The sequence below is a fragment of the Blastopirellula sp. SH421 genome, assembly GCF_057808535.1.
The window spans coordinates 952,680-972,325 of record NZ_CM173712.1; the positions used below are offsets into that span (position 1 = coordinate 952,680).

Consider the following 19,646-nt stretch of genomic DNA (forward strand, 5'->3'; position numbering starts at 1 on the left):
CCATGAATAGTCAAAATCGCTCATCTCTAGACAAACATGGACTGAATCTGATCGGCTTGCCAGCGAAATCCACAGCGCGAAGCAGAGAAACCGCAGAAGAGGCCAGGCGATAGCCGCTGCCGCACGCCGCCCCTCTTACTTCAGAATGGGGGGGCGCAAAAAAAGAGCGGCGCCGACTTTGCCTCGGACGCCGCTCTGAGCCTCTCACAGCTTGTTTTGTTCTGGGTCTACATTTTTTGTAGATGGGCGCTGAGTTGCACCAGATCCTCGGCTGTTGTTTTCATCCCAGAGATAATGGTCGATTGTTCTTCGATTGCTGCAGCTACGGAGGAGCTGTTTTGGCTTACTTCGGCGACGCTGCCTGAGATCTTACGCGTGGCCGAGACAACCGATTCGATGTTTGCTCGGATCCCGCTGACCCGTTCAGCGATGGTGTGAGTTGCTTTCGCCGTTTCACTAGCTAGGGATTTCACTTCACCCGCGACAACGGCGAAACTGCGACCGGCGTCCCCAGCGCGAGCCGCTTCGATCGTCGCGTTCAGAGCAAGTAGATTGGTTTGATCCGCGAGTTCGCGAATCAGGTCGATCACTTCTTCAATTTGCCCGCTGCTTTCGGTCAATTGCTGAATCGAATTGCCGGTGGCGACCACTTGTTGTTCTGCACTAGCGGCCAAGTTGGCCGTGCGGCTGACGTTGAGGCTAACTTCGCGCATTGCAGCAGCCATGTCGTTGACGTTGCCGGCGACGGTCTGGCCGACCTGGCCGAGTTGCCCGGCTTGCGAGCGGAGCAGCGTTTGTTCTGTGACGATGTTCCAGCTCGCCATTGCGCCGATGTAATTTTGTGCGTCGTCGTAGATGGGGTGAACCATCAGGTCGATCATTTCGGGGCCGAGTGGAAAATGAGCTTTGATCGGCAGGTTCTGCGGGTCCGCTAACAGCCTCCGTTGTACCCGGGGATCTTTGTGAAACTGATCAATGCAGGCCCCGAGAATCTTGCTGACCGGAATCGGCAGCAAGTGTTGCACTTTTTCGAGCGTCGCTTGCGAGGAGCGATTCATGTAGCGAATGATCAAGTCTCGATCGGCGAACATGATGTTAATCGGCAGATTCTCCAGCATGTTCATCGCCTGCGCCGATTTTTGTTGGGCGAGGACTTGCTGGGTGATATCGGTAGCGAACTTGACGACTTGGGCCGGTCGGCCGTCAGAGGCAAAGACGGGATTGTACGAGGCTTGAATATAAACCTCGCGTCCTCCTTTACCGATTCGCTTGTATTGATCGGCATGGACTTCGCCGCTACGCAGCTTTTCCCAAAACTGCGAATACTCAACAGAGTTTGCGTATTGCGGATCGACGAAAATGCGATGATGCTGGCCGCGGAGTTCGTCGAGCGTGTAGCCCATCGTCTGCAGGAAATTATCGTTCGCAGACAGGATAGTTCCGTCGAGGGCAAAGTGGATGACCGCGCTGGAGCGATTGATTGCGGTCACCAGCCCCCGCAGTTCATGCTGTTCGGTTTGCATGTCAGTCAAATCGGATGCTGGACGCTTTGACGAGAACCAGCGTGACGCGATCATTCCCAGCATTATCTCTACCTTCTCTTGATTCCACGGCGCAGCGAAGTCATGGTGACGTGTTGGTGGTACGTTTCACGCAACTAGCCGCACAGACATATATGGAACACAAAATGGATCGCGGCGCTGCCCATCGTTGGATTCGCCCGATTATTGCTGAATGCCGCAGGCAGAAGAGGGGAAGCGGCGGGGGTGTGGTTGGCCCCGCGCCGCATCGTGTCAGATATGCCGATTAGAGCGCGGCGTCGTACAGCGACTTCAGCGAAGCCGCATCAACTTCGCGGGGATTGAAGGTCCCGGTCCACTGTTTGGCGGCGTCGATACCTAGCTCGGTCGTACTGTCGGGATCCACTCCCAGGGCTGTTAGATCGGTCGCCAAATCGGCTTCCGCAACCAGCTGGGTTACAAAGTCGGCCAACGCTTCGGGATGGTCCCCGCTGGGGAATCCAGCAATTGGCACGTCGACTTGCAGTAGTTCGCGATACCAATCGCCGACCATTGCACTGTTGTAGCGAATCACATGCGGCAACATCACTGCGACTGCTTGACCATGCACTACGCCAAATTTGGAGGTGAGCGGATTGGCCAGCGCATGAGCTGCGCCTAGCATCGAATTTTCGATCGCCAAGCCTGCGAAGCACGCGCCCAACTGCATCCCCCCCCGAGCTTCCAGATTGGTAGGATCTTTGAGGACCTGCGCGTAGTTGCTGGCCAGCATCCGCCAAGCCCCGCGACTGAACGCCAGGCTGCAACTGTTGCGACGTCGCGTGACGTAGGTCTCAAGTGCGTGAGCAATTGCGTCGATGCCGGTCAGCGCGGTGACTTTATGCGGTTGCGTGACGGTCAGTTCGGGATCGAGCAACGCAACTTTGCAGCTGGCTTTGGGATCGCCGCACGCCATCTTTACATGGGTCTCAGCATCAGAGATCAGTGCGAAGGACTGTGTCTCACTGCCGGTTCCGGCGGTAGTGGGAACGGCGATCATCGGCAGCATCTCATGCTGTGCTTTGCCGACGCCCCAGTAGTCCTGCATCCGACCGCCGTTGGTCAGCAGAAAGTTAATCCCTTTGGCGCAGTCCATCGCGCTGCCGCCGCCAAGCCCGACGATCAGCTGCGCATCATTGGCTTTCGCCATCGCAACACCGGCGTCAACGTTGGCCGTGGTTGGGTTCTCTTGCACGCCGTCAAACAACGCCGTTTCGATCCCGGCTGCACGAAGTGCGTCGATTCCCTTTTGACTATGGCCTGCTTTCACCACGCCGGGATCGCTGACGATTAAGACGCGTTTGGCGTCCAGCTCAGCCGCCAAGTCGCCAAGTTGGGCGACGACGCCGGGGCCAAAGACGATGCGTGTACGCGGTTGAAAATCGAACGGGATCATGCAAGCCTCTTACGTTCCAGCGATACTCGACTTACCCGCGTGTAGCTACGAAATCGCCCGCGGTCATCGACGGCGGGCGAAGCTGATTGAACCACTTAAACCGTGGCCACTTCCAACGGCGCCATTTGATAGGCGCGGTTGCGGAAGAGGAACTCAATCAAGTTCCCTTCGTGCGGTTGCAGCCAGTCGAGCTTAATCGTTGGGATCGGGCCGATGTTTAAGCGATCGATGTTGGTCGCGTCGGTCAACTGACGTGCCCAACCCTCGTCGCCGGTGATCGCCGTGCCGACTAGCGTATAGCCAATCTGCTTGATCATCTGATCCTGGGGACACTGCACAACGCTCACAAAGGGGAACATGTATTCCTTCTTAGCGACGGCGCGTTCAGGACTGTCGGCATGGATGACCATCGGCTTCAGATAGTCGCAAAGTTCATGTTCTTCCAGACGCGGACCAAACTTTTCGGTCATGTGGGTGACGCCTGACTCTGCCAGATCTTGCTCGATCATGCCCCACACGGCTGGAGCCATCCCTTTTTGAGTGAAGGCGGCCAGCGATGCGGTCGGATCAGTCGGGTCTTTCGGCTCGACGCCGCCGATGCGCTCGGCAATCGCCGCGGCGATTTCTTTGGTGTGACGCGAAGCCCAGATGCCGGAAGCGTTGATGCAGCTGCGACCGCTATTGGCGAAGACGCTTTGCACCATCAGATCGAGATAACGTTCCCAGTCGTCAACCACGTCGTCTCCCAGCAAGATCTTGCTAAAGCCGGGGCCATGCGCTTGAACGCGAGGGTTGCCATGATACTGGTCAATCGTCTGTTGACCGCCGAAGACCATCGAGCGATCGCACGACGCCAGCAATGCGGCGCCTACATCGCCACCGGCGCCGGGATACAAGCCAAATGCTTCGGCCGGCACGCCGGCTTCGACCATCGCATAGTAAATGCGATAGGGAGTCCAAGGTTCTTTGCCGCCTGGCTTTAGCACGAGACCCAACTGCAGCGGAATCGCCGGCAGCCACAGCGTATGCACGCCGGGTGAGTTGGACGGCAGCACAGCGCCCAGCACCGGGCTTTGGGCCTGATAGCTGACGGTCACGCCGCGATCTTCTTTGCCGTAGCCGCGCGAGAGAATCTCAAGATCCAAGCCGCGCGTCAGCGAGTCGAGGATCAAATTCATGTTCGACAGCGCATAGGCGTTTTTCTCCATGTTGAAGCGACACATGTTTTCCGGCAGGCCGGTGCTGGCGCTTTGAGCATGGACAAACTCGGCCGGCGACTGCGTGCCGTCTCCCATCGGCAACGTCGCGGTCATGAACAGGTCGGCCGCTTTCTTCAGGATCTCTAGCAACTCGTTTGAAGGGATTTCGCGCAGCGCGTCGCGAGCCTTTTGAGCGAACCGCATATCCCGTTTCAACAGACCGCCGCCTACCTGGCTCAAGCGAGCAATTGGCTCGCCGGTAGCGAAGTGAACGACATCTTCGAACTCAAGCGATTCGTACGGCTTGCCCCAACGGATGGCTGGAATTTTGAGCATCACGATTCTCGCAGTTGAAACGGGGAGCAGGGATAATGACGAATGTCGAAACCAGAATGCCGAATTACCGGATCCATTCAACACTAGCCCGCAGCGCCAGCGAGGGAATGCGTTGGGTTATGTCGAACCGTCTGTAATCAAAATTAAAAGTTAACAGTGGCTCTCGAAATGATTGGACTGGCTGCCCGCTTTCCCTTGCTGGCGCTGCGGGCTTGTGTCCAAATCGATCGTACCAAAGCGGTTAGTAGACGCCGACCGTGGTGCTAGATGCGGTCCCATGGAAAGGGCGAACTCCGCTGACGCCGTCCCAGGGGTATTTCTCGAACGGCATCTCGCGTTCGCCTTCGTCACGTTCTAGGAATCCGGGAACGAAGAACTCTTGTGTCAGCGTCGTCAGTTTGACGCGGCCTGTTTCACCGTAAGCGACGGTCTGCATCGGATCATCAAAGCTGACCACTTCGGTCACGGCCCGCGGCTGCGGAGCGTAGTAGCTGATCTTGTAGCCGTCCGCCGCCGAAACCGGCTTGCTGCAGGCCAGTCCCATCAACGTGTTGCCATAGGTGGGCGTCATGTAAATGCCGCTTTCCTCAGGCGAGCCGCCAAACAGTTCTTCGACGCAGTAGCGAGTCCACTGCGGCGTGAACTCGGTGCCGCCGCTGAAGATGCCGGTGATGCCGACTTCGGCCAGCGAAGTGCCGCGTTCTTCCAAGCCCAAGCAAAGCGATTCGATCAGCTTCGGCGTGCCGAACATGCACTTCACGTCGTGACCGGCGGTCAGCACGCTGATTGCCTGATCGATGCAATGCCTTTTGTATTCTTCCAGATGCTCCATCCAGCCCTTCTTGATCAGCTTGACCACCCAGCGGGGATCCAAGTCGATACAAAACGAGATGCCGCCGCGATACTGGGCCAAGTGCTCGACCGCCAGACGCAAACGCCGCGGTCCAGACGGGCCCAGCATTAGCCAGTTCGAGCCTTTGGGGAAGTACTGATCGGGCAGCGTGTGGCTGAAGTTCTCGTAGTCGGTACGGAAGTCGTTGATCGCGATGCGGCTTTTGGGAATGCCGGTGGTGCCGCCGGTTTCAAAGACGTAGACCGGATCGTTCTCGAACGCCTTGGGAACCCAGCGACGCACGGGACCCCCGCGAAGCCATTCGTCCTCGAACAGCGGGAACTTTTGGATGTCTTCGTAGTTCTTGACTTCGGTCAACGGATCGAAGGAGAGCTCTTTCTTTTTCTCGAGCCAGAACGGGCAACCGGTCGACTCGTGAAAGTGCCACTGGACGGTCTCGTACGCATGTTGGTCGAGCTTGTCCTTGGCGGCCTGGGCTTTTGTTTGAATGTCAGCCGACAAGACGCTTTCGCCAGAATTCATCTTCACCACCTACGCAGGAACAGGGGGCAGTAAAATCGCCGCGCGGCAGGCAAGTGGAGGGAAGAAACGACTAACCGCGGGTCTGTTTCTATCAGGATAGAGAGGAAAGGTTGTTTCGACAACCATTGTGGGACGGAATAAATGAGGAAAGGGACTCAGTAGGGGGCAGGTTCCATTAGATGCAAACGTCGGAAAATGCAGGATTGAAAAGGGGATAGGATGCAGTAACTCGGCCAGCCAAGGAGTAGACCTCGGCTTAGTAGGCAACACGCTTGGGTAGCACTTTTCTTCGATCGCAACGGTATTTTTACTCTTGATCCGCATCGCGATCGCTACTCAAAATGGGCGCCAATAAGCTGGCATATCGATGGGGAAATTGCAGCTCAAGCTGGTTATTTCCTTGACCCATCTCTGGCTTTAATTTTATAAAACTAAGTGCGGGAAATGACTTACTAAACCCCTGCGAGGGGTGTAATCCCTTCATACCAGTGATCACTTCTCTGGCCTAGCAACGCGGCATTTTTCTTTCGCTCATACCTAGAAGAGAGAGTAAGCCCATGCACGTCTCACGAAGCGGTTTCGCGTGTGATCGGCGATTTGCGTTCACGCTGGTTGAGCTTTTGGTCGTGATCGCGATCATCGGCGTCTTGATCGCGTTGTTGTTGCCGGCGGTGCAGCAAGCCCGTGAGGCAGCGCGGCGGATGCAGTGCATTAACCGAATGAAGCAAGTTGGTTTGGCGTTGCATACCTATCACGACACCTACTCGGCATTCCCTGCCATGCAAATTCAAGCGGCGCCGGCCCGGCCCAGCGGGTTTGTCTCGCTGTTACCTTATCTAGAGCAATCGGCGGTTTGGGACGGAATGACCAGCGCGAGCCCGCCGTATGGCTCGACCGATTGGAATCCGACGCATCAAAACACGATGATCCCGGAGCTGGCTTGCCCTTCGGATCCTAACTGGGTGACCCGGACCAACACCAATGATCGTAAGCCTCGTAGTTATCATCTTTGTGTCGGCGATAGTATTCGAAGCAATGACTCGACAAACTCTACGAAGCGCGGGATGTTTGTCGTTCAGATCAATCGTGATTTCAGTGACTTGACCGACGGATCCAGCAATACTGCCGCCGTGTCAGAAGTGACGGTCGGCCCCAATAGCATCACACGTACGATGAAGGGAAACGTCGCAGTCACGCCGGGGATTAACGCGAACCCTTCTAGTCCTGCCGATTGCTGGGCGGCGCGCGGGACCAACGGCATGGTTAACTCGGCCGTCGCGGTGACGGCTGAGTCGTACGTACATCGAGCGCCTGGTAGTCGCTGGGCGGAAGGTCGCGTCTTTTTCAGCGGGTTTAGCACGGTGCTTCCTCCGAATGCGCCGCGCTGTACGACCGCATCGACCGATAATTCGTGGGGCGTCTGGACTCCTAGCAGCTTTCATCCCGGCGGCGTGAATGTTGGGTTTGCTGATGGTTCGACCCACTTTGTTGCCGATACGATCGATAGCGGCAATCCGACCGCGACCGAAGTGAGCGGCGGCCCAAGTCCGTTTGGCGTTTGGGGCGCGATGGGATCGATCGCCGGTCAAGAAGCGACCTCAAGTCTGTAAGCATGACTGGTTGGATAAAGAGATGAGCCGAGCAAACCTTGCCGCACTGGTATGCCTGTTGGCAGCAATTGGCTGCAGTCGAACCGTCGATCCAAATCGTCCCAAGACGGTTCCTGTGACCGCGATTGTGACGCTCAACGGCCAGCCGGTCTCAGGCGCGACCGTGGTCTTTGCCGGCGCCGAACTACGTGGCGCGGTGGGGCATACCAACAGCCGGGGGGAAGTAGAGTTATGGACGTTTGAAGAAGGGGACGGCGTGATCCCTGGCTCGTATGAAATCGCAATCCGCAAGCTGGAAACCTTGGCGCTGCCCGATCCTGATACGGTCAGTCCTGCCGAATACAACCGACTCTCCCGCGAAATGAACGCCGCCCTCTCTGGCAATCCCAGGCATCTGCTGCCAAAACGCTATAGCAGCGAGAAGACCAGCGGCTTGAGCGTGGAAGTAAAAGACCCGGGGGAGAACCAGTTTACGTTTGCGCTGGAAGAGTAGGAAGAAAAGCAGAACTATCTTCGTAGCCCGTTGCGCAAGCTTTGAAGTTGCGCTATTGGAGGACAAAGAAAGAATGGAACACGGATACCACGGATAAATCACGGTGTTTCACGGTCAGAAATCGTTGTTTGTGCCGCAAGCTGGCATTTTCAAATTGTTGTGGTTCGTAAACAAATTTGACGTGATGGGAAAATGCAAATCTCCCCTCTTGCCGTGTAACACCGTGACTGATCCGTGTCCTCCGCGTTCTATTTTTACGAACCTGCTGAAGATCGCAACTTCAACATGCGCAAGCGAGGAAAAAGCGGACGCAACGGTAGGTCAAATGTTGAAACCAGAATGACGATCGAAGCACGGAGCTCGAAGCTCCAATTCGCGGCAGAGATCTACTTCCACTGCCAAACATCCTCCTCCTTCAGCTTCACCTCCTTACGCGGCGCATCCGACTGTAGCCACTGCTTCGCCGCCGCGTCCTCTTTCAAATACGCGTCCCAGAACTTCAGACTGATTTGCTGGATCGCCGGGTGATGGTCGGGGTCTCGATTGCCGATCCGCATGCCGCGGACGTCCGAGAAGGTGCCGTGCGTTCCACCTTCAAAGACTAGCTCATATTTGTCGCCGGGCGGCAGGCCTTGATAGACTTCGCGACGCGACTCGGGCGTCGTGCGTGAATCAATCATGCTGCTGTCTTTGGTGCCGGTCATGCACAGCATCGGCGCTTTGACTTCGCCGTAAGACTTTTCGGCCGACATTCCTTCGCTGGTCTGCGGGCTCATCGGCAAGAACGCGTCGATCCGTGGTTCGGCGCTGTTGCGACCCAGCGGAAACTTGCGACCGGCGACCGCCGTGGTAGTGACCGCGCCAAAGCTGTGCCCTGTCATGCCGATATGTTCTAGGTCCAGTTTGCCATGCAGCGGATGGTCGGGCTGCTTGTTCCAAATTTCTAATTGATCGATCACAAACGGGACATCCTTGATCCGATCCATCAAGCTCTTGCCGCTGGCGGCTGCCTTCATCGCGGGCAAGATTTCGCGGCGTGCGACTCCCTTCCAGACTGTTTCGTCACTGCCGGCATGTTGCATGAAAACGCAGACGTAGCCGTTACTGGCCCAAAAGTTACCCAAGTAAGGGCTGTTCTCGCGAGAGCCGCCGAGCCCGTGCGAAAACAAAATGACCGGCAGCGGCTTGTCGGTTTCAGGTAGATAAACGCGAAGGGGAACTACGCGATCCCGGGAAGCATCTTTAGGCTCGAAATCGATCATCCGGACTTTGGTTTCTTCGGCCGTCGCGGCGGGGACCAGTAAACAGCTGACCAAAAGTAAGGAGGTGAGCGAAAATCGAAGTTGCAGCGTCATGGCAAGTTCCCAGAAGAGATCAGCAGAAGGGCGTACATAGAAAGCTACTTCACTGCTGGCATTCAGGTTTCAGGATAGGCGCCAAAGGCCGGCGGGGTGGGCGCATAAAAAAGCCCCAATCTGAGTGGGGCTTGGAGGTTCGGCGAAAATCGACGACAGCAGTTGGGTGCTGTCTTACTTCGCTGGCGGATGCGGGCTGCCTAACTGGGCTAGCATCTGGAGTACGCCGTTCAGGTGGGCAATGCGAGGCCCAAAGCGATCGACGAACTCATTGAGCATGAATTCGCTATCGGCCATATCTTCACCGCTGTCGTCAATTTCGTCGGCGATCGAGCCAAGGAATTCGGTGTGGACCTTGCTGAGAGCTTCGGCTGCTTTACGGCACTTGTCCGCTAACTGGGGGTTAGCCTTCCGCCAAGCTGCCAATTCGGATTGGCGTTGCTTTTGCTGCGAAATCTGCTGCTGCAGCATTTCTTCTAATAGCTCTGCTTGCCGCTCTTGTAGGGCAACCATTCGCTGCAACAGCAGGGTGATATTGCCGGCGGACGCATCGTCGTTACCTGAGGGGGAGCCTGCAGTTACGTCGACGTGCGTAAATAGGGAGGGGAAGTTGTTCGGGTTCGACATCAATTATGACTCCGGATTTGATGCTCCAAGTATAGTCACGCTTTCCGGTGATTGTCGAGCAATTGCGGGTTTTGTGTAGAACGCTAGCAGATCCCCCTTCTGTCGCGTTCGATTCGATGGTTAAAGTCGACCGCCGCGCAGCACCGATTGTGAAGGAAGCATCGTTGCGTGAGGGATTACCGGCGATGTGATAGCACCCCTGGAAATGCACCCTGAGAGAAAGCCGCCTGTGACTGCGAGGGACAAAAGTTCCGTGCCGACTGTAGGATACTTAACGGTGGTCGAAGACGAGCAGCATGGGCTGTTCGGCGGGTACCTATTGTTGAATGCCAACGGTCGCCCACTCGAGTTTCATTGTACGACGCCTGTGCGTGCAAATCGTGCCCAAGAGATTTTGTACGGTCCGACGCTCCGCGAATATCTGTGTGGAGAGCAGATTGCCGCCGCTTTGGTTCGCAAGACAAATCTAGCTCCGCGGATAATTTGCACGGACATGATCGAAGTGCTTGCCGTTCGCCAGCATGTGGATGTGCCGGTAATTGCCGTCGCTCCGACACCCGCCAAGCAGTCAACGGCGCCAGATGCCGAGTCTGCCGACAATGCCGGAGGTCAGGTTTGGCGAGTCGATAACGCGCATGCGATCGCCGCGCCCAAAGCGCCAGCTTGGTTTGCATTGGCCGGCGTCGAGGTGATGATCGCTGATGCGTTTCCGCAAGATCGAAATGATGTGGCTGGGGTTTGGGAAACGTTTGCGGGGCGGATTGATTTGACCGAGCCATTCGGTCGCATCCATGAGGCGATCAGTGAAGCCCAGCAAGCTCCACGCGGTTAGCAGACGGTTGAGTATTTCGAACGGAAGCGTCGACCTTGCGTCGACGCCACGTTCCTCATGACCCAAGGATGGGAAAATGAATCTGCCGGAAGCGGATGTCGCGGCGCCGTCGATTGTCTCGTTCTCTAACCTGACAGTCGCTGTCGAAACGCACAGTGAAACGTTTGGCGCCGATTTGCCGATGACGATTGACTCGACTTCGATCGGCGTTGATGCGCCCAAAGTGGTGTCGATCCCTTGTCGTGCGCCGCGTGTCGCTGTCAAAACTTATGTCTTTCCGGAAGCGCCAGAATGGGCGGTTAATGCCCCCGCGAAGAAACCGTTGGCTGATAACAAGGCTGGCGCCGCAGATCCTGAGGAACCGCAACCGCCGCGCACCGCCAAAAATCAGGCGACGCGCATCAAACCGCCGACGGACGTGATCAAGCTGCAGGACCGGCTCTACTATCTGTTGCAGCCATCGCTGGAGTCGCTGGTTAGCTCGGGTTTGCTCGAATTTCCCTTTGAGCCGTTCCCGTATCAGTTTGAAGGAATCGCGTTCCTCTTCCCCCGGCATGCCGCCGTGCTGGCCGACGAAATGGGGTTGGGCAAAACGATGCAGGCCATCTCGACCATTCGGATGCTGATCCGCTCCGGCGAGGCACGCAACATTTTGCTGATCTGTCCGAAGCCGTTGGTGACCAACTGGAAACGTGAGTTTGCGCTCTGGGCGCCGGAGATTCCGGTTTCGATTATCGAAGGGGATCAAGCACGCCGCACCTGGCAATGGCAATCGGCCGAATCGCCGGTTCGGATCGCCAACTACGAACTGCTGATGCGCGATCAACAGATCGTCAATGACGAGTCGCTCCGCTTTGATCTGGTTGTATTGGACGAGGCGCAGCGGATCAAAAACTCGGGCAGCACCACCGCGCAAATCGTGCGGGCCATCCCTCGCGATCGCAGTTGGGCGCTGACCGGTACGCCGATCGAAAACTGCACCGACGATCTGGTCGGCATCTTCGAGTTTCTCGTGCCGGGCTATCTGTACAAAGGGATGCCGCTCAAGCAGCTGTGCGCCGCGACCAGCGAGTACATCATCCGCCGCACTAAAGATATGGTGCTCGAAGACATGCCGCCGCGACTCTATCGCGACGCCGATCTGACGTTGTCGCCGGCGCAGCAAGAGACCTACGAGCTGGCCGAGAACGAAGGAATCGTCCGGCTCGAAAAAATGGGGGAAGAGTTGACCGTACAGCATGTGTTTGAGCTAGTCCTGCGGCTCAAACAAATTTGCAACTTTGATCCGCGAACCGGCGATAGCACCAAAATGGATCAGCTGCGAGCCGACATGGAAGAAGTCGCGGCGAGCGGCAAAAAAGCGATCGTCTTCAGCCAGTGGACGCAGACGATCGAACAGATTCGACGTCAGTTAGAACCATTTGGACCGCTGGAGTATCACGGCAAAATCCCGAGTAAAAAACGAGACGGCGTGATTGATCAGTTCAAGCATGATCCGACCAAGCAGGTCATCTTGATGAGCTACGGCGCCGGTAGCGTTGGTTTGAACTTGCAGTTTTGTGAGTATGTCTTTTTGTTTGATCGGTGGTGGAATCCGGCGATCGAAGACCAGGCGATCAATCGTGCTCACCGCATCGGCGCCAAGGGAGCGGTGACAATCTCGCGTTACTTAGCGATGAACACGATCGAGGATCGTATCGATCAGGTCTTGAGTGAGAAACGCGAGCTATTCAACGCCCTGTTCGCCGAAGCAGGCTCTCCAGCGCCGAGCGGCTTGTCGAAAGATGACATCTTCGGTCTGTTTAATTTACGAAGTCCCAAGGGCCCGATTCGTCTGGCGGCATAATCGCGGATTCAATCAGGAAACCGTGATAAACGGACAGGACTGGACCGGACTATAGGACTGGACCGGACTATAGGACTGGACCGGACTATAGGACTGGACCGGACTATAGGACTGGACCGGACTATAGGACTGGACCGGACTATAGGACTGGACCGGACTATAGGACTGGACCGGACTATAGGACTGGACTGGACTATAGGACTGGACTGGACCACAACGTTTTTTCTACTGGGTGGTTTGTTCTGAGTGGACCGGACCGGATCGTTTTCTTCTTCATCCTCCAATGCGCAGGCGTGGGACATGCGGTCCTCTCCTCTTAACGGTCCGTGCCTACGGGGGTTGGTGTTTTGTGCTGGATTCGCCATTCGTGATTTATTTCACTGTGTAGACTTGCACGCGGTGTGGACTGGATCGCACGCGTTTTTTCGACAAGGCTACCTATCTTGCCATGCTGGAGGTTTGCGTAATTGGACCGCCAAGCTCACGATTGAGGGCATTTGTACCTCCAATGAGGTAAATGTGGTTGTCTTCGGCCTGGCACACTATATCTCCTTTCCTGTCCGATCCTCAAGTTAATGTCTTTGTCTATTGTAAGTAAAGACTGAGGCATTGTCAAGCAAGAAAGCAGAAGCTTCCCCCTCGGCCGGCAGGTCGGAACGCTCATCGATCAGGGATTGGGGAAGCCAGTCAGTGGCGCCTGCTTTGGTGAAACCACTTTGATTTGTGCGGGCGATTTTCTTGGTCCCGGGCGTTCAGCTGCCGCAGTTGTCAGACGGCGACTTGGGTGGAGAAGGGGAGTCCTATGGGAAGAAATGCGGCGGCCGAGAAAAAGTTGTAAAACGGATTGCATTCGCTACGATGGGAGCCGTTTCATGCTTCTCCTTTCCTCTTCTCGGCGAGACGACATTCATGACTTGGTTGGCGATTGGCGGCGCGGTCTGTTTGGGCGTTGTGCTGTTATTGGTGTTGGCGGTCGTGCTGCTGTTGGTCTACTCGTCCTATTGCGACGCGGCGGCTCAGCGGCGCATCCGGGAAGAGGGAAAGCCGGTTTTGGCAGTTCTGGTGATGGCCAACTCTCAATTCTTGCAAGAGAAACGCATTGCGTCGGCGCCGGCGCTTTCGATCTTTTCGCATGAGCCTCCGTCGAAATTACTGGCCGACGCAATGCGTGAAGTGGCGAGCGAGCTGTTTGAGCTTTATACGGCGGAGCCTGCCGAAATCGCCGGGCTGGCGCCGTATCAACAGCGAACCGCCGAGTTGATCAAAGACCACAACTACCGCGAAGGGCGCCGCAACCGAGTGCCGCTCGAAATGACCAGCGGTCGCGTCCTTTATATGGCCGACATCTGGATCGAACGGGATCGCTTGCCGGATCATGTCGCCCTGTCACGCGTCTTGGCCTGCATGGTGACAGGCGCCGACAAAGGCGAAATCATGGTGCTGCCGCATGAAGAAGAAGCGGCGCAGCGAATCTATGCAGCTGTGGGAGTATAGGTCAGCCTGTGGTCTGACGAAAAGCGGCTGAGTGATTAGAGTACGATCGTAATGAGAATCGCCTGCCTCACGCGGAGCTGATGTTGGCCACAAATCGCAACCAAATCAGAAATCTCCTCCTCTTCGCGACCTTTATGGTCGCCTGTTTTATTTGCGTCTATCTGGCCATCCGAGTCACCGTTACGATCACCCGCGGCACGCTGAACGAAGCGCCGAAGATTGGCGAACTTACCGCGACGCCGCAAGCGATTCGGTGCGTGATCCGCGAAACGTCTGCTCCGCATGGCGCGAGAGTTCAGATTCTAGGAATCGTCGAGAGCAAGGACCAACTCCTGCAGATGTTTCCGTTGCTGCGAGCCGAGGGGATTCCCGGCGCGGATGTTCTGAAGGGGAAGATGTCTGCTTTACTGCTCGAAGAGCCGAACGCCAGAACGGCTTTCGCGCCGTCTGACTACTATTGGCCGATGCCCTTCAATGGCATTCAGTCTGGCAGAAGCTTCGGGGGAACGGCGTGCTATTCAGAGCGAACCGGCTATTTCTTTTTGGAATATTATTGGTCGTATTAAACCTGACTGAGTACGCCGCCAAGAATGTAACTTTACACGATCGTGCAAAAGCTATTCTCGTGTACTTCTAAAGCATTGTGCGAGGGGTCAACGCGCGAATGAAGGTCGCCGTTTAGGGTTAGAAGGATTGGCAATGCGACTTCGGACGCGGCTGGTTTTTTGGTGGGCATGCTCCAGTAGCCGCGGCAACTGAACTTTGACAGGCAACCGTCGCAGGGGCAGAATGCATCACCGGCGTGACTCACTTGTTTCCCACAAAAATGGAACAAATGGTTACAAGTGGATGTCTGGCACATAAACTTCCCTTCTCGGCGGCGGGTCCAGTTTGCGTTCGATTTGCAAGTTGGCTACTCATGTATAGCTTGTGAATTTGCGACTGCCGTCCGGGAAGGTTGTTTTCAAAAAAATGCTGGCAGAACGCCGAATTGCCAGAATGGCAATTTAGCCGCTTGGCGAACAAGGATCTCTCACCGTTTTGGTCTCAAAAAAACCTGAATTGCCGTTAGTGACGGTCTTTTCCGCCGGTTACTTCAACAGTCCGAGCTTGGATCGTTTAAGGAGAGGATTGGGGAATAAACCCTGGCCTTCGCCATAAGAAAGGAAGGTGATTGCCCATTCTTTTTGGTGGGCTGCGGATTACAATGGAGCGGCGGCCTATTGAATCGACGCGCTGCGAGATTTCCTCCCTTTTGATGACGGCAGCGCGAACAGTGATGGCCGAAGAATCGATTGATATCGCAGAGCTGATCCGCCAGATCCGCATCGGTCAGCCAGCGGCGGCCGAGCAGTTATTTCGCTGTTATGAGTCAGAAATCAGGGCCGAGATTCGGTATCGTTTGCGAAGTGCGGCAGTTCGCCGAGTGGTCGATTCGCAAGATATCTGTCAGTCAGTGATGATCTCTTTCTTCCTGCGGGTCGGCGCCGGTCAGTATGATATCGCCGAGCCCGAAGAGTTGTTGCGACTGTTGCTGAAAATTGCTCGCAATAAGACACATGACGCCTACCGAGCCCAATTAGCCGAAAAACGGGACGTCCGACGCGTTCGTCCGTTGTCCGAAGTCGATGCCCAAGGTGAGCAACCGCGGCAAGACCAAGTCGCGATCAACGCAGCGGAACTGAGCGATTTGCTGGAAGAACTAGAGCGTCAGTTGTCGACTCACGAGTTTGAGCTGGCGTCGTTGCGGCGACAGGGCTTTCAGTGGGAAGAGATTGGAGAAAAGCTAGGGGAATCGCCGGAAGCGCTTCGTAAACGTTTTCAACGTGCGGTAGAACGCGTTGGTCGCACACTGACACCTTGGTTCTAGAATTGCTGATGGATAAGCCTGAAGACGAACTTTCGTACTCCGAATATCGCCTCATCGATCAGCTTTGTCGTGATCAAACGCGTCAGTGGCGCGCAGGAAATCGAACAACGGTGGAAGAGTTCTGGTCAAAGCATCCAGAATTGAGCGACAACGAAGAGGATCTCTTTGATCTGGTCTACAACGAACTGCAACTAAGCCGCACGTTGTTAGCAGACTTTAACCTGCACGATTTGGCGACCCGTTTTCCCCAGTTTGCGCAGCGGCTTGAGCGGCAGTTGCGTTTACATGACGCGATTCAATCGATCAAGGATTCTAGTCACGGCTTGGCCGATACGAGCGCTGGCGGTTCGCGGGGACCGGCGACCTTGGGACTAGCGAACGGACAGCAGCTTGGGAAGTATTGCGTTCAACGACTGCTTGGCTCCGGCGGTTTTGGCGTCGTTTATCAAGCGACTGATACGCAATTGAATCGTGAGGTAGCGCTCAAGACCCCACGTCTAGAAGATTTGACCGATGAACAACGGAAACGCTTTTTCCAGGAAGCCGAGTTGGCCGCATCGCTCGAGCATCCCCATCTCGTTACCGTTTATGACGCTGGGCAAATCGACGAGATAGCTTACATCGCGACCGCCTATTGTCCCGGCCAAAACTTGGCGCAGTATTTATCGACGCACTCACCGTCTTGTGAGGTGAAAACCGCAGTTAAAATCGTGATACATTTAGCGGAAGCGATGGAGCATGCGCATAAGAGAGGAGTCATTCATCGCGATTTAAAGCCCAGCAATGTCATGCTGACCGACAAGCCATGCGGCGATCTTCCGATTACGCCGCAGATTACGGACTTTGGCTTGGCCAAGCTGGGAGAGCAGCGCCTGCGCGAGACTAGCAGCAGCATGATGATGGGAACTCCGCTTTACATGGCTCCTGAGCAATATCGCAGTCGCGGTCCCACCGGCGTCCATACGGATGTATATGCACTGGGTGTCATTCTGTATGAATTGCTGACCGGCAAGCCGCCGTTTGCCGGGGATAGTTATTTAGATGTAGCAAACGCGGTGATGCGCGGTCAGGTTGTTTCGCCGCGGCGTTTAAACCCTGCTGTAACGCGAGATCTGGCGGCGATCGTCTTACGCTGTATCGAACGCGATCCTCAGCATCGCTATAAGAGTTGCGATGACTTGGCCTGCGACCTGAGGCAAGCCCTGCACGGCAAACGTGTCAGTATCCGCCGGCCGAATCCTGCAGAACGTTTGCTTCAATGGGCCAACGAACGACAACGTGTTTACGAAGCGGGAGCAGTCGCATGCTGGCTAGCGGTTTGCATGGCGACCTGGATGCTGGCGACTTGCTTTGCGTCGCTGCTATTTTGGCCCAAGGAGTTAGGTTTCGAGAATGCCGATATCCCTACTGAATGGATTACCTCGATGACGATTCTCGTCACGACGGTGTTGCCGTTGTTCGCCGCTGGTATGGCGATCTTATTCGACAAGGTGTGGGGTTTATACGTCGGAACGTTCTATGCTCTGCTGCCGGTTGTCATGGTGCTGCTCTCGATCGGTGAACAGCCATCGGTCCACAAGACCGTTTACAGCGACAACATTATGGCTCGCTTCCTGGTTTTCTCTCTGATCTTTTTCACGCATTTAGTGCTGCTGATTTTGCTGCTGAATGCGATTCGTGTTCAGCGACGCGAACGGTATTTGGGACGCACTAATTAGCTGCGACACCTATTCATGCGTTGGTTTGCCGATTCACCAAGTCATGGGTAATCGCCGAGAAGACATCGCGTAGCCGATCAAACTCTCGATCTTCTCCCTGGAACATCACCAGCACTTTGGCGTCGGCAAAGTCAAACGCGCGGACTTGGGCTTGGACCAGCATGTCTAGGCAATAGAAGTGCATGTTGCAGCCGAACGTTTCGTACTCGGCGAACGTTTCGGTGGTTGTCTCGTACTCAAAGTCGTCGTAGGTTTCGTCCATTGCGGCCACGACGGCGTCGACTGCGTCCTGCAAAATGGTATCGCTGGGATGGACCGTGACGTTCCAAAAAGCGTCGCTGGGACTATAAACTGAAGCCGAGCGGGGCCACTCTTGAGCCTGTTCTTCAACCAGCTTCCAGTTCTCGGGATAGGAGAAGCTGACCCCAAAATTATTATAAATGGCCGCCATCAGAAGGGCTCCCAGCGTTTTTTGGTTCTCTAAACACCCGATTTTACCGTACTGAGTGAGAAACGTAACCGGCGCCGCTCTGGATGGACGAAGCTGGTTTTGATATCGTTTGGCGCCTCGATCTACTTACCCCTCGATTTACCGCTTATGACGCGGCTTTTCGGCCCATCCAGAAACCGATTTTCGTGCCCAAGTCGCACGCCGGCGATGCTGCGCCTGGCCTTGGGGTGCATGCTGCTAGCAATGACGGGGTGCGCCGCCTTCTCACGGCAGACCGCCGAACATCAACGCGTGGTCAACGGCCGACAACTGGCTCAGCAAGGCGTCGACGCGCTGCAGCGAGGCGATATTGAAAGGGCCGAGACCTTGCTGGCAAAAGCAAAAAAGGCCTGTCCGGTCGATGTGCATACCCGCTCGCAGTACGCCGAGGCGCTCCATCGCAAAGGAGATATCGACGGCGCCATCGTCGAAATGAAAGAAGCGATTCGCATTTCTAACGACGATCCTAATCTTATGGTTCGGCTGGGACGGATCTATTATCGCGCCGGTCGGCTACCCGAGGCGGATCAGCAGGCGCAAGAGACGATCGCCAAGTATCCTCGTTGCGCTGACGCCTGGCTATTGGCGGGGGACTTGGCCGAACATCGCAATGACTGGAAAGATGCGGAGGCGAGCTACTTGCGGTGCGCCTCGTTCGCCGAAGATCTAACGCCGGTGCATATCCGCTTGGCTCGCGCCCAGCGACATCTCGCTCAGCCTGACCGTTCGCTCGCTTGTCTGACGCGTGCTGAGCGTGCCTACCCCCAGGGAGAAGCTCCGGTTGATCTGCTAGTCGAGCAAGGACTGACCCTGCAAGCGGCGGGACGCTACGAAGCGGCCGCCGATCATCTGGTAGCGGCAATGGAGCGAGGGGAACCAAATCCCGACCTTATGTCACGATTAGCAGAATGCGAACTGGCGGCAGGTCGGATCGCAAGGGCAGAGTGGGCTTTGCGGCAAACCTTATCGATGGATCCGCAAAATGTTCGAGGTCGAGAGATCGCCGGACAAATCCCCCTTGCCCGGCAGCGAATGGAGCAGACGCTGCAGCGCTAGTCCTATAACCGCTAGGATCGTTATGACCCGATCACGAGCAGCGTAAAATGTGGGCGCCGTAACGTCTGTAACACGTTTGACAAGCGTCGGAACGGTCCTAGGTTATTCGTAGATACGCCAAATTTGGCAAATGAATAACTGACACGGGGAACTGGGGCTTTATTATGTCGCATGTGCTCGATGCGAACTTTGTTGATCGGCGAGATCCGAATCGACAAGCTTCGCAGCCACTCGAACGTCGCCAATTTACGAACAGTCATAGCGAACTGTCGGACGCGGCACGTGAGATTGCTGACGCGATTGATGGCTATAAAATCCAGCATCGTCGTCGTTTCGTAACCTACGAAGAGATCTTCCAAGTGATTGCATCGCTCGGCTATCACAAGTAGT

Annotated in this window: 17 protein-coding genes; 10 read left to right on the plus strand and 7 right to left on the minus strand. The window is 55.8% G+C overall.

All coding sequences use genetic code 11. The features are described from left to right. Positions 1-227: 227 nt before the first annotated feature. From SH421x_RS03875 to SH421x_RS03890, 4 genes are all read right to left on the minus strand, one after another. The gene (locus tag SH421x_RS03875; RefSeq protein WP_488854082.1) at positions 228-1,586 is read right to left on the minus strand and encodes a methyl-accepting chemotaxis protein; all 1,359 of its coding nucleotides are present in this window, start codon (positions 1,584-1,586) and stop codon (positions 228-230) included. 220 nt (positions 1,587-1,806) lie between these two features. After that, positions 1,807-2,955 carry an iron-containing alcohol dehydrogenase gene (locus tag SH421x_RS03880; RefSeq protein WP_488854083.1) on the minus strand — a complete coding sequence of 383 codons (1,149 nt, stop codon included), beginning with the start codon at positions 2,953-2,955 and terminating at the stop codon, positions 1,807-1,809. 95 nt (positions 2,956-3,050) lie between these two features. After that, on the minus strand, positions 3,051-4,490 hold the full coding sequence (locus SH421x_RS03885; protein ID WP_488854084.1) for an aldehyde dehydrogenase family protein: 1,440 nt from the start codon (positions 4,488-4,490) through the stop codon (positions 3,051-3,053). Positions 4,491-4,731: 241 nt separating this feature from the next. After that, positions 4,732-5,865, minus strand: a complete 1,134-nt coding sequence (locus SH421x_RS03890) for a hypothetical protein (RefSeq protein ID WP_488854085.1) — start codon at positions 5,863-5,865, stop codon at positions 4,732-4,734. A gap of 557 nt (positions 5,866-6,422) precedes the next feature. On the opposite strand from SH421x_RS03890, the gene SH421x_RS03895 reads away from it, so the two are divergent. Continuing rightward, positions 6,423-7,475: a DUF1559 family PulG-like putative transporter gene (locus tag SH421x_RS03895; RefSeq protein WP_488854086.1), complete on the plus strand. Its 1,053-nt coding sequence runs from the start codon at positions 6,423-6,425 to the stop codon at positions 7,473-7,475. Positions 7,476-7,497: 22 nt separating this feature from the next. Continuing rightward, a complete protein-coding gene (locus SH421x_RS03900) occupies positions 7,498-7,968 on the plus strand; it encodes a hypothetical protein (RefSeq protein WP_488854087.1) in 471 nt (156 codons plus the stop codon). A gap of 386 nt (positions 7,969-8,354) precedes the next feature. Here SH421x_RS03900 and SH421x_RS03905 read toward each other — a convergent pair whose 3' ends face one another. Next, positions 8,355-9,323: an alpha/beta hydrolase family protein gene (locus tag SH421x_RS03905; RefSeq protein WP_488854088.1), complete on the minus strand. Its 969-nt coding sequence runs from the start codon at positions 9,321-9,323 to the stop codon at positions 8,355-8,357. Positions 9,324-9,497: 174 nt separating this feature from the next. Next, positions 9,498-9,950 carry a hypothetical protein gene (locus SH421x_RS03910; RefSeq protein ID WP_488854089.1) on the minus strand — a complete coding sequence of 151 codons (453 nt, stop codon included), beginning with the start codon at positions 9,948-9,950 and terminating at the stop codon, positions 9,498-9,500. Positions 9,951-10,203: 253 nt separating this feature from the next. Between SH421x_RS03910 and SH421x_RS03915 the strand changes: the two genes are divergently transcribed. From SH421x_RS03915 to SH421x_RS03940, 6 genes are all read left to right on the plus strand, one after another. Next, entirely contained in the window at positions 10,204-10,782 is a 579-nt protein-coding gene (locus SH421x_RS03915; RefSeq protein ID WP_488854090.1) for a hypothetical protein, read from the plus strand. A gap of 76 nt (positions 10,783-10,858) precedes the next feature. Beyond that, positions 10,859-12,628: a DEAD/DEAH box helicase gene (locus SH421x_RS03920; protein WP_488854091.1), complete on the plus strand. Its 1,770-nt coding sequence runs from the start codon at positions 10,859-10,861 to the stop codon at positions 12,626-12,628. 738 nt (positions 12,629-13,366) lie between these two features. Further along, a complete protein-coding gene (locus tag SH421x_RS03925; protein WP_488854092.1) occupies positions 13,367-14,122 on the plus strand; it encodes a hypothetical protein in 756 nt (251 codons plus the stop codon). Between the two features lie 80 nt (positions 14,123-14,202). Continuing rightward, a complete protein-coding gene (locus SH421x_RS03930; RefSeq protein WP_488854093.1) occupies positions 14,203-14,688 on the plus strand; it encodes a hypothetical protein in 486 nt (161 codons plus the stop codon). A 713-nt stretch (positions 14,689-15,401) separates the two neighbouring features. After that, positions 15,402-15,992 (plus strand): RNA polymerase sigma factor, encoded by a 591-nt coding sequence (locus SH421x_RS03935; protein ID WP_488854094.1) that lies wholly within the window; start codon positions 15,402-15,404, stop codon positions 15,990-15,992. An 8-nt stretch (positions 15,993-16,000) separates the two neighbouring features. Further along, the gene (locus tag SH421x_RS03940) at positions 16,001-17,710 is read left to right on the plus strand and encodes a serine/threonine-protein kinase (protein ID WP_488854095.1); all 1,710 of its coding nucleotides are present in this window, start codon (positions 16,001-16,003) and stop codon (positions 17,708-17,710) included. A gap of 13 nt (positions 17,711-17,723) precedes the next feature. Here the strand turns inward: SH421x_RS03940 and SH421x_RS03945 are convergent, their stop codons facing one another. Then, positions 17,724-18,161: a hypothetical protein gene (locus tag SH421x_RS03945; RefSeq protein ID WP_488854096.1), complete on the minus strand. Its 438-nt coding sequence runs from the start codon at positions 18,159-18,161 to the stop codon at positions 17,724-17,726. A gap of 207 nt (positions 18,162-18,368) precedes the next feature. Here SH421x_RS03945 and SH421x_RS03950 point away from each other — a divergent pair, with 207 nt between their 5' ends. Together SH421x_RS03950 and SH421x_RS03955 are read left to right on the plus strand one after the other, a co-directional pair. Further along, positions 18,369-19,256 carry a tetratricopeptide repeat protein gene (locus SH421x_RS03950; RefSeq protein WP_488854097.1) on the plus strand — a complete coding sequence of 296 codons (888 nt, stop codon included), beginning with the start codon at positions 18,369-18,371 and terminating at the stop codon, positions 19,254-19,256. Positions 19,257-19,420: 164 nt separating this feature from the next. Next, positions 19,421-19,645 (plus strand): hypothetical protein, encoded by a 225-nt coding sequence (locus SH421x_RS03955; protein ID WP_488854098.1) that lies wholly within the window; start codon positions 19,421-19,423, stop codon positions 19,643-19,645. Position 19,646 lies beyond the last annotated feature (1 nt).